Source organism: Nostoc sp. 'Peltigera membranacea cyanobiont' 213, from assembly GCF_002245975.1.
Taxonomy (GTDB): Bacteria; Cyanobacteriota; Cyanobacteriia; order Cyanobacteriales; family Nostocaceae; genus Nostoc.
On sequence record NZ_NOLI01000013.1, the window covers coordinates 15,283 to 27,218 of the forward strand.

Annotated in this window: 9 protein-coding genes; 4 read left to right on the forward strand and 5 right to left on the reverse strand. The window is 39.0% G+C overall.

The annotated features are described in order from the left end of the window. Positions 1-3 precede the first annotated feature (3 nt). Together CDG77_RS06095 and CDG77_RS06100 are read left to right on the forward strand one after the other, a co-directional pair. Positions 4-1,521, forward strand: a complete 1,518-nt coding sequence (locus tag CDG77_RS06095) for a DUF1800 domain-containing protein (protein ID WP_094328505.1) — start codon at positions 4-6, stop codon at positions 1,519-1,521. Between the two features lie 76 nt (positions 1,522-1,597). Then, positions 1,598-2,830 (forward strand): DUF1501 domain-containing protein, encoded by a 1,233-nt coding sequence (locus CDG77_RS06100; RefSeq protein WP_094328506.1) that lies wholly within the window; start codon positions 1,598-1,600, stop codon positions 2,828-2,830. 687 nt (positions 2,831-3,517) lie between these two features. Here the strand turns inward: CDG77_RS06100 and CDG77_RS06105 are convergent. After that, a complete protein-coding gene (locus CDG77_RS06105) occupies positions 3,518-4,708 on the reverse strand; it encodes an MFS transporter (protein ID WP_094328507.1) in 1,191 nt (396 codons plus the stop codon). Between the two features lie 12 nt (positions 4,709-4,720). Beyond that, positions 4,721-5,293 (reverse strand): Uma2 family endonuclease, encoded by a 573-nt coding sequence (locus tag CDG77_RS06110; RefSeq protein WP_094328508.1) that lies wholly within the window; start codon positions 5,291-5,293, stop codon positions 4,721-4,723. A 450-nt stretch (positions 5,294-5,743) separates the two neighbouring features. On the opposite strand from CDG77_RS06110, the gene CDG77_RS06115 reads away from it, so the two are divergent. Continuing rightward, positions 5,744-6,349 (forward strand): GIY-YIG nuclease family protein, encoded by a 606-nt coding sequence (locus CDG77_RS06115; protein WP_094328509.1) that lies wholly within the window; start codon positions 5,744-5,746, stop codon positions 6,347-6,349. 227 nt (positions 6,350-6,576) lie between these two features. Here CDG77_RS06115 and recQ read toward each other — a convergent pair whose 3' ends face one another. Beyond that, positions 6,577-8,739, reverse strand: a complete 2,163-nt coding sequence (recQ, locus tag CDG77_RS06120) for a DNA helicase RecQ (RefSeq protein WP_094328510.1) — start codon at positions 8,737-8,739, stop codon at positions 6,577-6,579. A gap of 597 nt (positions 8,740-9,336) precedes the next feature. Here recQ and CDG77_RS06130 point away from each other — a divergent pair. After that, positions 9,337-9,930, forward strand: coding sequence for an SMI1/KNR4 family protein (locus CDG77_RS06130; protein WP_094328511.1), 594 nt, complete (start codon positions 9,337-9,339; stop codon positions 9,928-9,930). 116 nt (positions 9,931-10,046) lie between these two features. Here the strand turns inward: CDG77_RS06130 and CDG77_RS36260 are convergent, their stop codons facing one another. After that, the gene (locus tag CDG77_RS36260) at positions 10,047-10,220 is read right to left on the reverse strand and encodes a hypothetical protein (protein WP_190233913.1); all 174 of its coding nucleotides are present in this window, start codon (positions 10,218-10,220) and stop codon (positions 10,047-10,049) included. A 59-nt stretch (positions 10,221-10,279) separates the two neighbouring features. Beyond that, positions 10,280-11,842 carry an AAA-like domain-containing protein gene (locus CDG77_RS06135; RefSeq protein ID WP_094328512.1) on the reverse strand — a complete coding sequence of 521 codons (1,563 nt, stop codon included), beginning with the start codon at positions 11,840-11,842 and terminating at the stop codon, positions 10,280-10,282. Positions 11,843-11,936: the final 94 nt, after the last annotated feature.

Below are 11,936 nucleotides of genomic sequence, written 5' to 3' on the forward strand. Positions count from 1 at the left end.
TCTATGCTTGTAAAGCCTAAATATTGGGTGTTGTTGTTGTTGATCTTGCTGGGGTCAATTCCTCCCAGTAATGCAGCCTCCACAACTGTTGACCCAAAAGTATTACATATAATTAATCGCCTCAGCTTTGGCCCTCGTCCGGGAGATGTACAAAGAGTGGAATCTATAGGTGTAGAGCGATACATTCAGGAGCAACTCTCACCCGAATCGATTCCCGAACCAGAAAGTCTCACCAGCCAACTAAAGCAGCTAGATACTCTCCAATTGAATCCGGTGGAACTTTTAGAACATGGTACAACTAATCTCCCAGGACAAAAACCCACCCAGTTAGAAAGAAAAGCTGCCAACCAATGGGCTAAACAGGTGCTAGCTCAGGCAGTCCAGGCGCGATTATTAAAGGCAACTAGCAGTCAGCAACAACTCCAGGAAGTGATGGTGGACTTTTGGTATAACCATTTTAATGTGGATGCTGCTAAAGGACGCGATCGCCTCTGGGTGGGAGCTTATGAACAACAAGCGATTCGACCTTACGCTTTGGGTCGCTTTCGTGACCTGTTAGGGGCAACAGCTCGTCATCCAGCCATGCAGTATTATCTAGACAACTTCCAAAATCGGGCTGACAGCCGCCCCGATGCCCAAGGTAATATTCGAGGTTTAAATGAGAACTATGCCCGCGAACTGATGGAACTACACACTCTCGGCGTAGATGGAGGTTATACTCAGCAAGATGTGATTGCTCTGGCGCGGATTTTAAGTGGTTGGGGTTTCAGTCGTCCCAGTCAGCAAACAGATAATCCTTTCGGATTTTACTTCAATCCAAAGCGTCATGATTTTAGCGACAAAGTTTTCCTGGGACACACAATTAAAAGCGGTGGTGAAGCCCAAGGGGAGGAAGCTTTAGATATTTTGGCTCGAAGTCCGGTGACTGCACATCACATTAGCTATCAGATAGCTCAATATTTTGTCAGCGATGTTCCCCCAACTTCTCTAGTAAACAATCTCACACAACGTTATCTTGCCACTGATGGCAATATTCGTGAGCTTCTTAACACCCTATTCCACAGCCGGGAATTCTGGGATGCCAAAAACTTTAATGCCAAGTTTAAAACCCCCTATCAATTCGCTATCTCGGCGGTGCGAGCCACAGGTGTCGAAGTGCAGAATACAAAACCAATCTCCAATCTGCTGCAACAGTTGGGAATGCCCCTATATGGTTGCCAAACTCCAGACGGTTACAAAAACACAGCAGATGTGTGGTTAAATCCTGATGCCATGAACCGCCGCCTGAGTTTTGCTTCAGCGATCGCTAATGGAAATTTACCCTTATCAACTGTCCCCACAAATCTGCAACAGTGGGAGAAAATCGGCCAAAAGTCTCCCAATATTCCTGTAGATGCTTGGCAACTAACCAATACATTGGGAAATTCTTTGTCAATGAAAACACAGAAGGCGATCGCTTCTAGTTCCCCTCAAATTCATAGTGCTTTAATTTTGGGAAGTCCAGAATTTATGCGTCGTTAGGGACTCTTTCTTTGCGGTTCGTTCCTCATAAACTTTGGCGCATCTTCATACAAAATTGGTATCAATAATTTTAATTATGAAAAGACGTGACTTCCTAATCCAAAGTGGAATTTTTTCAGCTGCTGCAATTTCAGCCGTAAGCAGCAATGCTTGGATAGCTAGATCCGCTACCCAAAATAGTGACCAGAAGCGCTTGATTGTAATTTTTCTCCGGGGAGCAGTAGACGGTTTAAACATCGTCGTTCCTTACTCAGAGACAGCTTACTATCAAGCTCGACCGCAAATTGCTATCCCCCAACCAGGGAAGGAAGGGGGAGTAATAGATTTAGATGGACGCTTTGGCTTGCATCCAGCATTAGCTTCTTTGATGCCTTTCTGGCAGCAGAACAGTTTGGCATTTGTTCATGCCTGTGGTTCTCCCGATCCAACTCGCTCTCACTTTGATGCTCAACAATACATGGAAAACGCTACCCCTGGTGACAAACATACTCAGGATGGTTGGATGAATCGTTTACTAGGGGTGATTTCTCAAAAAACACCCATCCAGGCAGTAAGTGTCGGAGAAACAACACCCTGGATTTTTTCTGGACGGATGCCTGTAGCTAACATCGCATCCGGGAGAAATGCTAACAGACCTCTGCCAATAGATCGTCCTCAATTAGCAGCAGCATTTGACCAACTTTATAGCGGTAATGATGCCTTAAGTCAGACCTATCGCCAAGGACGAATGGCGCGTCAGGCCATCATGAATGACCTAGATAATGAAATGAAAATGGCAAATAATGGTGCGCCTTCACCTGATGGCTTCGCCAGCGATGCCCAACGATTAGCACAATTAATGCTCAAAGATCCCAGAATTGAGTTAGGGTTTATGGCTTTGGGGGGTTGGGATACTCATGTCAATCAAGGTAGCACTCAAGGACAGTTAGCTCGGAACTTAAAAAAATTGGGTTCAGGTTTGACAGCTTTGGTCAAAGGTTTGGGAAGCGTTTACCAGAATACGACAATTGTCGTAATGTCCGAGTTTGGTCGTACAGTTAAGCAAAATGATAACGGTGGTACTGACCACGGTCATGGGAATGTCATGTGGGTTTTGGGCGGTAAAATTCGCGGTGGTAAAGTTTATGGTGAATGGCCTGGTCTATCTACAGCCCAACTTTATCAAGGTAGAGACTTGGCTATTACCACTGATTTTCGGGATGTTATCTCTGCTGTGTTGTCAGATCATCTACATGTCAATGAAGCAAAATTAAATCAAGTATTGCCAAATTACGCCTCTACTCAGAAAGTAGGATTAATTTCCACTTAGTACCAATTGCCGAAATTGTCTCTGCAACTATTTTCCAAGTCAGTGCGCCCTTGCGGTTCCCCAACTTGTAGCAACTGGCATAACACAGAGAGAACAAAGAGATTTTACAAGTCACATTGAAATTATCAGAATGTATTCAGTTAGCTTATATCCAATAAAAGAAATCAAAATGCTGTCTTGAAGCAATTGTAGGAATTTTGCTTCAAACTAAAAATATAGTAAACACCAATTTTGAAATAAGGGCGATCGCACATGAGTTTAATCGATGGTATATTCCTGACCCTGCTAAATACTGTTGCTTGCCTTGCACTGCCTAAATTCCTAGTAATTATGTCTGCGAAAAGCCAAAATACTGCAACCTCCGAATCCAACTCTGAAATTGCTAGTTTTTCGTAATATAAGCTGATTGTCTATAGATATCGCCTTGATGAGGAGAAAATTTAGTTATTGGTGCAAGGCGATATTTTAAGGAAAGTTATACACACTTTGTTTTAGGAAAAGAATGAGTGTATATATTTTACCAAAAATAAAATCTATAGAGAAAAAACTGGTGTACATTACAACTAAAACTCGACAATAGAGGAGAAGTTATATTATTACTACATTAATAGATTTTATATGAACTTCAGTTGATTTTATTCATGCAGAATTTCGTTTTTTAATCAAAAACTAGAGTTTTGTTATTTACTATTTATTTGTTTTTACCGGAGTTATTTTAGGTCTGACGATAATTATAAATCCGATCAAAGTAAAAACTAACATTTGCCAAGTCACTAAATTCCAGCCACCAAGATTCCAGCATAATAGACCAATGCTAGTACCGACAGCACCGCCGATAAAATAGGTAGTCATGTAAACTGTGTTGATGCGACTATTCGATTGAGCGTCAAGGGTGTATATCCTTGCGACATTGGTGACTTGAATTGCCTGTACACCTATATCTAGTAACAGTACAGCAACAGCGATCGCGATCGCTGAACTAGAAGCAATTTTAGCAATTACTAAACTTACAATCACCAGCGATACAGCAATAGTCAAGGAACGTTGCGAGTTACCTCGATCGGCTAGTTTACCAAAAACTGGTGCCATCAATGCACCTACGATCGCCACAAAGCCGTACATCCCAATTGTGTCAGATTCAAAATTAAAAGGCGCTCCGCTTAAATGAAAAGTCAGCGTTGTCCAAAATGAGCAAAATACACCAAACAATAACCCACCAATTAAAGAAGCTTCTCTTAATAATGAAAAACGTTTTAATTGTTCAAGTGTTGATTTCAATAATTCCAAATAATAACCATCAAAATCATTTTTGACATTCGGCAAATATATTTTGAGCAATCCACTAACAATTAAAATCATTACTGCTGAAAATCCGTATACATAACGCCAACCCAACCATTCAGCAATATATCCACTAAAAACCCTGGCTCCTAAAACTCCAATCAATATACCAGTAAAAATGTTGCCTACAGTTTGTCCTGTAGTTACTCTATCTATGCTTGCTGCTAAGGGAAGAATAACTTGGGCTGAGACTGTCACAATCCCAATTGCGACGCTCAATATCCAAACTTCGACGATGTTTTGTGAAAATGTCATGAGCATCAACAAACAGAACAAACATCCCAGTAAGGAAAGAATTAATTTTTTCTTGTTAATTTTATCGCCCAAAGGGATTAAAAAGAAAAGCCCAAAACCGTAACCAACTTGCGTAAGCACAGATATGCTACCCGCTTCGCCTTCACTGACTCCAAAAGAAGACGCAATATCTTTGAGGATTGGCTGATTATAATAAACGTTAGCAACACAGACACCAGCTGCGATCGCCATAATCAGTACCTGGACTTTAGTTAATCGCTTATTTGAGATTTGTTTTTCCATTAAACCTAAAATTTATACAGGAAAAAAATGGTTTACATTACAGCTAAAACCAGGTAATAGCGGAGAAATTATATTATCACTACTAAATAAGGTGGCTACCAAGCTAAGTTGACTTTGTTCGCGTCGATAGACCTCTAGTTTACGCGATCGCCAATCAGCAATCCAATATTCTTTTACTCCTCTGGAAGAATAAAGTTTAAGTTTAGCTTCTTTATCTCGTCTTAGGTCTTCGTTGCTAGCAGACAATACTTCGACTACTAAATCTGGTGCGCCAGTTAAATGTCCCGCTTCATCCAATGTAAGCGCCAAGGTTTCTTTAGTAGCCCAAACTACATCGGGAATCACATTATCTGATTCTGAAAATAAAACGCCAGGGTTGATTACAGCTTCTCCTAAACTAGTAGACTCCGACCAAACATCTAGTTGTCGAAAAATCTTGCCACAAGTTTGCTGATGTTTAAAGTGAGGTGCCCTGGTCATAAATAATTCTCCATCAACTATCTCGTAGCGCGTCCCTTCGTTTTCCGGGAACAATTCTACATCATGAATTGTCCAGCGTACTCCTGTATTAAGGGTCTGACTCATGGGCTAACTCCTTTAATCTTGCTCTTGTATTTTAATCATAAAAGGATATTTGAAAATTCACAAAGTATACTAGACGGGACTATTTTTTCTAGACGGAAACCGCCCAGAAAGGCTTAGACATCTTATATTCATATTAAATAAATTGTCAGTAGAAGCATATTCCTTAGTCTAGTAGATGCAGATGGTAACGAACTAGAGGAATACAAGGTAAGTTTACCAAGTTGGCTAAGACCAGAGATATTTACAAAGGCTTCAATGGTCAACCTATTATTTTTAAGGATTAATTATGGCTACAGATTTCATTAAGCTAACTGATTTACTTAATCAATCATAATTACTTTTAAAGCAAATCAAACAGTATCCAGACTACAAAAAGGTAAAATATTCACCAGATTTTAGAGTTACAGACGCGATTGCAGCTTTAGAAGAACTACAAACAGAGATACAAGAATGAAACCAGGGTACATTTATTTAATTCATAGTGTAGGTACATATAGATACAAAATAGGGCTAACTGTAGCACCACGGACACCAGAGGATAGATTAAAAGAACTGAATAGCCGTCAAAGTCCCTACCCATTGAAACTCATTCATTATGTGTTTGTTGCTGACGTTTACAAAGTAGAGAAAGAAATTCATCAAGCTTGTAAGTCATTTAATGTTTATAGGGAGTGGTTTGAATTTCAAAAGAACGCATATTTGCAACAAGTTATTCAGTTAATGGAGCGTAGTAATGTAGCGCAAAAACCAAATAAGAATTCTCAGAGTTACGGTCAACATCAGAATAAAATAAATCTTTCTTTGCCTATAATTCCTAGAGATATTGAACGTACAAGTCAAGAGAGAGAGGAAATCCCAAAATATTTAATATCCAGACGATATGAACCCAACAATCGTTTGAGACAAGGCATAGTCGGGGAGAAAAACAAGAATAAGAAAATTAAGAAAAGGAAACCTACTGTTTTAGGTAAAGTTTTCAATAATAATTTTTTATTTTTAGTAGCAATAGTCATTTGTATTATTTTATTTTTATATGTTGTGAGTATATTGATTTAAAAGGGTGCGATGGCGTAACCGCCCTTTCCGGTGGCGATCGCAGCAATTAACATAGTTTTCACTGAAGCTAAAACCCTGGCGAATAGAATTCGCGGCTATACAGACAAAACCCACCTTCGTGGGTTTAAAATCTTGACTTTCTCTTAGTCCACGAAGGTGGACTTTGCTTTTGTAGCCGCGAATTCTATTCGCCCTATACTTTGAAAACATCCTCTAACATTTAATTTTTATTTACGATTTTCACGCCGCCACTTACTCCGCACTAAGCGAATTTCATCAAAAGTATAGCTTTCACCTAGTTGTTCTTTGATGGGAGTGAGGGAAATATCACCAAGTACTTCTAAAACTTGCCAAATTTTTTGTTGATGTTCTAGAGGCATTAATTGATTTAAATCAACTGGCTGATGTTTCTCAATTAGTTTTTCTAGATGATTGCTAACTGTTGCCGGACTCAGGTTGCGTTTTTGGGCAATTTGAGCGATATTTAAACCTTGTTGATGTAATTGTAATGTCTGTAATTCGGTGTAAGAAGATGAGTTGGGAGAAGATACAGAAGTGGGAGTAACAGATTTATTTTGCAAACCTTTTTCTTGGCGGTAGGCGCGAATTTCTGTAATAAACTTTTCGCCATATTGAGCAAGTTTGTGACTACCTACACCAGAAAGTTTGGCAAATTCAGCTAAGTTTTGAGGTTGTACCTGTACCATCAATTTTAAAGTGGAATCGTGAAAGATGACGTAAGGTGGTACAGATTGCTCATCAGCTAATTGTTTACGTAGCGATCGCAACTTCTGTAATAATATCTCTGCAACTTCTGCTTTTTCACTCCCCTGTTCCCAGCTAATTTTTTGGACTGTGGTTACAGCTAGCGAAACTGTGCGCTGTTTTCGCATTACTTCCCAACTTGAGGCATTTAGTTTTAAAACTGAGTAACCATCGCTAGTTTGTTCTATTAACCCTTGATGTAAAAGCGATCGCCCCAACATTCGCCATTCATCTACAGTTCTATCTTTACCAATACCATAAGTAGAAAGTTTATCGTGTTCGTACTGAAGAATTTTGTCTTTTTTTGCCCCCCGTAACACATCAATTATATGTAGCATCCCAAACCTTTCTTTGCAACGCGCTACACAAGATAGAAACTTCATGGCTTCAATTGTCCAATCTTGCATGGGTTTGGGATGGCGGCAATTGTCACAGTTACCGCAATTCCCAGGAAACCTTTCGCCAAAATAGCCTAGTTGAATCGTTCGCCGACAATCAGTGCCTTCAGCGTAATCGATCATTTGTCGCAGTTGTTGTTTGGCAATCAACTGTTCTTGAGGATCGGTTTTTTGATCGATACTCCATTCAATTGTTTTAACATCACCAAAGCTGAAAAAGATTGTACACCGAGATGGTTCTCCATCTCTACCTGCTCGACCCGATTCTTGATAATAACCTTCTATATTTCTGGGCATATCAAAGTGAACTACTAGCCGCACATCGGGTTTATTAATTCCCATACCAAAGGCGACTGTTGCCACCATCACCCGGACATCATCTCGAATAAATCGCGTTTGATTACTACTACGTTCTTCATCACTTAATCCGGCGTGATAAGGTAGAACAACAACCTTATCATTTTGCAGTTTAAAAGTGAGTTCATCAACTTTTTTCCGAGTTAAAGAATAAATAATTGTCGAACCTTCAGTTTCTCGTATTAGTTCTAATAATTCAGCGTAAGCATATTTAGTTTTAGGACGAACTTCGTAATAAAGATTTTCACGATTAAAACTGGCAAGATGGATGCTTGGTTGCTTTAGCCCTAATTGTTGAATAATATCACTACGGACGCGATCGGTTGCTGTGGCAGTGAGGGCGACGGTAGGAACATCAGGATAGCGTTTCCGCAGAGATTTTAACTGGCGATATTCTGGGCGAAAATCGTGTCCCCATTCCGAAACGCAGTGCGCTTCATCAATAGCAAAGCTAGAAATACCGATTTTTTCTTTAACTAAATCGATAAATGGGAGAAACCTTTCACTGAGGAGACGTTCCGGGGCGACGTAGAGTAATTTTACTTTACCGTTAAGGATGGCTTCTTCCCGCGATCGCACTTGGTAAGCATTCAAGCTGCTATTGAGAAATGTGGCGTTAATATTATTATTTCGCAGTGCTTCTACTTGATCTTGCATCAAAGCAATTAACGGCGACACTACCACAGTTAGTCCATTTTTTAACAACGCTGGTAGCTGAAAACACAAAGATTTTCCCCCACCAGTCGGCATCACAACCATTAAATCTCGATTTTGCAGCGCATCTTCGATAATTTGCCGTTGTCCGGGGCGGAATTGGTCGTAACCGAAGTGATATTTTAGCGCTTGTTCGAGATGGGGATACTGAAGCATAGCGATCGCTTTTTCAGGGGATGTCTGCGTGAGTAGTTATTAAAGATATCAGCATTTTAACTCACATCTTTGGCAGCATTAAGAAGACTATGCTTTCTTTAGAGCGTAGGCGCAGCCCGCCGCAGGCATCGCGCTTCATAACCTAATAAACATCGTCATGAGTACCAATATCTAGCAAAATAACAACTTGTTCCTCATTCTCGTCATCGGTTTTCAGTGAGAAAACAATCCGACAATCATAATCCACAAGAGCATGAAAGCAATCCTGATAACTTTCCCTCTAGCTTGTGAGTGCCCAAGTTAGATGCAAATATATCATTTTATGGTCTTTTAGCCATAAACAAAGTAACTCGTCATATCTATCAATTAGGTGCGTGACCTCCCGTTTATATGATGACTTGCTCACAATTGCTGATAATTACAAAATAAAGGCATTAAATAATGAAAAAAAGAGAAAAAATTGAACGAGATTTTCAAAAATATTTTTATATAAATGTTATATTTTATTTTCAAGAGTTTTAGCCTTTTGAAGTATTATTTCTATACACTTTGTTACACGATGTTCATGGCTAACTTGAAATACTCAAATTAAAAACAATGGAAACCTTGAACTGGGAAACCCGTATTAGAGAATGGAGTCAAAAGCGAATAGAAATATTTCTTGAAGATTACGATGAAGAAGATTTATCCCCGGAAGTTCGCAAATCTGGCTACTTAGGTTATCCTGGTGCAACTGAGGAGGAAATAGTTGCTACCGAAGCTCGTTTAAATGTAACTTTTCCACCTTCTTACCGGGAGTTTCTGAAAGCTTCTAATGGGTTGCGTTCTATATCAAAATATAGTCTAGAATTTTGTGGAACTGAAGATATTGTATGGTATGCTCCTGACCACCAAGATTGGGTAGATGAATTAATGGAAACTTGGAATAAACCAGTAACAGATAAGGAATATTTTGTTTATGGTGACGAACAATCAGATTACACATTTCGTCCAGAGTATCTACAAACATCGTTAGAAATTAGCAGTGAAGATATGGGCTATATATTTTTACTTAATCCTCAAATAATTGTCATAGATAATGAGTGGGAAGCTTGGTATTGCAGTTTTTCAAGTTCATTTGGCATATATAGGTATCGTTCTTTTGGTGAAATGATGGAGGAAATATTAAACGATCCAGAATTTATTGGATAGATTGGAATATTCAATAAATTTGAATATCTGGTTTTCATAAAATGGTAAATACTCAAAATGCTAGATATTCTGATATCCAATAGCCTAAAATATCCTAGTAAAAACTTAGTTAGTTATTAAAATCCATTTTCTGTCATCTTTTCCAATAAACCAGTCAAAAAATTTCGATTATCATCTTGGCAGGTAGAACGTATTTCTGTAAGAGCAGCAATTGCAGAGGAATTACCGACTCCAATATTTCCTAACGTCTTAACGGTGTCCCAATAATCAATGTTTTTAATTTTTGGCATTATTCTAGACTTTCTATAACGGCTTTTGACTTTATTTAACCTAAAATCCAAAATTTATCTCAGCATCCATCTAACCGAGAATTTGCTGTTATTACTTTCCCATGATGCCCTATTTGGTTACATTTTAACTGTGATTCTAAAGCATCAATCTTTCGTAAAAGCGACACTCCCCACACTATAGAAATCACCAACTTGATTGTCATACCTGCGAGTAAAAGTGTCACAATTGTGGCAGCTTTCTTTTGTTGATCCAGCCTTTTTTGTTGTTCTGCCAGTCGTGCTTCAACTTCTTTGGCACGTTCGGCTTCTAATGCTTGCTGCATTTCTCGCCGATCTAATTCTTCACTAGCAGCTAAAAATCGATAATCTAAGTTGCTTAAGCTTTTACCATGTGCCCAGGTTTGGGCATCAATCAAGGCTTGTCCGCGCAATAGGCGAGATTCATCATTTTGGTTTGAGGCTATCCACGCATTGAAGCTTTCATAGTAGGGGCGCAAGTAAGCTAATTTTTTTCCAACCCATTCTAAATTGAAAACTTCTTGATAGATTCGGTTTTTGATTTGCAGAAAACCTTGCTTTTTGATCGCCAAACCAGACAGCAATAGTTCTACCTGTTCTCGACTATCATCGGTTGGTACTTCCATCCCTTGGAGGATTTGCTGATAAATTCCTAGCAATCTGGCGGCAATTTGTTCATTTCGGAGGATGCGATCGCGAATTGTCCGCAAATGTTCTGGTTCATCTTGTGATTCCCATTTTTCGATGATATGCGATCGCACCACATTTTCTATCCAAAATTCTTCTGTGCCAGGGGGAATTGTTAGCGTTCTACCCACATCATCTTGAGATAAACTGACAAGTAGCCGACACAGCTTTTGAGTAAGAAATGGTTGCCCTTTTGTCCAAGCTAATACTTCTTTCAAAACTTTCTGGGGATGATTGTCTTTAATATCCAGTCCTAAAGATAGTGGGTGAGCTTCTTCAAATGTAAAACCATTGACTCGGATGGCTTTACCAAAATTAAATGGTGTAATGTGATTTTGATATACAATTAAGTCTGAAGGTGTAGCAACACCAAAAATTGCAAATGTAATCCGATGATATTCTGGATCGATTGCTCGTTGGTTATAGCAGAACCGAATCAAGCTGAAAAAGTCATCAACAGAGAAATCGAGGCCGAGAATACTATCAATTTCATCAATAAAAATAAATAGTCTTTCGTTAGGAAACTGAGCTAACAGAACTTCTGAAATAAACCGACTGAGTTTATGAACCAAAGAAATATCATTTTGTTCTTGCCACCAGGCTTTTAAATTGACTTTTCCTAACAGTTTAAAACCCAACCATAAATCGCCTACAACTCCCTTATACCACTGTTCTGGAGTTATATTCTCGCAACCAATATTAGTCATATCAACGGTGGCACATCTAAAACCTTCTTGTTGCAAGCGATGCTTTGTTTTTACCATCAGTGAAGATTTACCCATTTGCCTACAGCTAAGGATGTAGCAAAATTCACCTTGTCTCAAGGCTTCGTAAAGTTCCACATCCGCTCTGCGCTCAACATAGCTAGGAGCGTCACTAGTTAACGTGCCACCAACTTGATATCGATAGTTGTCCATTTAATTTAAAATTTAGAATGTTAAATTATTTTTCGTTCTTAATAAATGAATTGGAATTGAGACAATTTATAGAATTCATATTAAGAACGAAAAT

Bases quoted from the DNA above. Each gene is read 5' to 3' on its own strand.
- CDG77_RS06095 (WP_094328505.1), top strand. From the start codon at position 4: ATGCTTGTAAAGCCTAAATATTGGGTGTTGTTGTTGTTGATCTTGCTG.
- CDG77_RS06100 (WP_094328506.1), top strand. From the start codon at position 1,598: ATGAAAAGACGTGACTTCCTAATCCAAAGTGGAATTTTTTCAGCTGCT.
- CDG77_RS06105 (WP_094328507.1), bottom strand. From the start codon at position 4,708: ATGGAAAAACAAATCTCAAATAAGCGATTAACTAAAGTCCAGGTACTG.
- CDG77_RS06110 (WP_094328508.1), bottom strand. From the start codon at position 5,293: ATGAGTCAGACCCTTAATACAGGAGTACGCTGGACAATTCATGATGTA.
- CDG77_RS06115 (WP_094328509.1), top strand. From the start codon at position 5,744: ATGAAACCAGGGTACATTTATTTAATTCATAGTGTAGGTACATATAGA.
- recQ (WP_094328510.1), bottom strand. From the start codon at position 8,739: ATGCTTCAGTATCCCCATCTCGAACAAGCGCTAAAATATCACTTCGGT.
- CDG77_RS06130 (WP_094328511.1), top strand. From the start codon at position 9,337: ATGGAAACCTTGAACTGGGAAACCCGTATTAGAGAATGGAGTCAAAAG.
- CDG77_RS36260 (WP_190233913.1), bottom strand. From the start codon at position 10,220: ATGCCAAAAATTAAAAACATTGATTATTGGGACACCGTTAAGACGTTA.
- CDG77_RS06135 (WP_094328512.1), bottom strand. From the start codon at position 11,842: ATGGACAACTATCGATATCAAGTTGGTGGCACGTTAACTAGTGACGCT.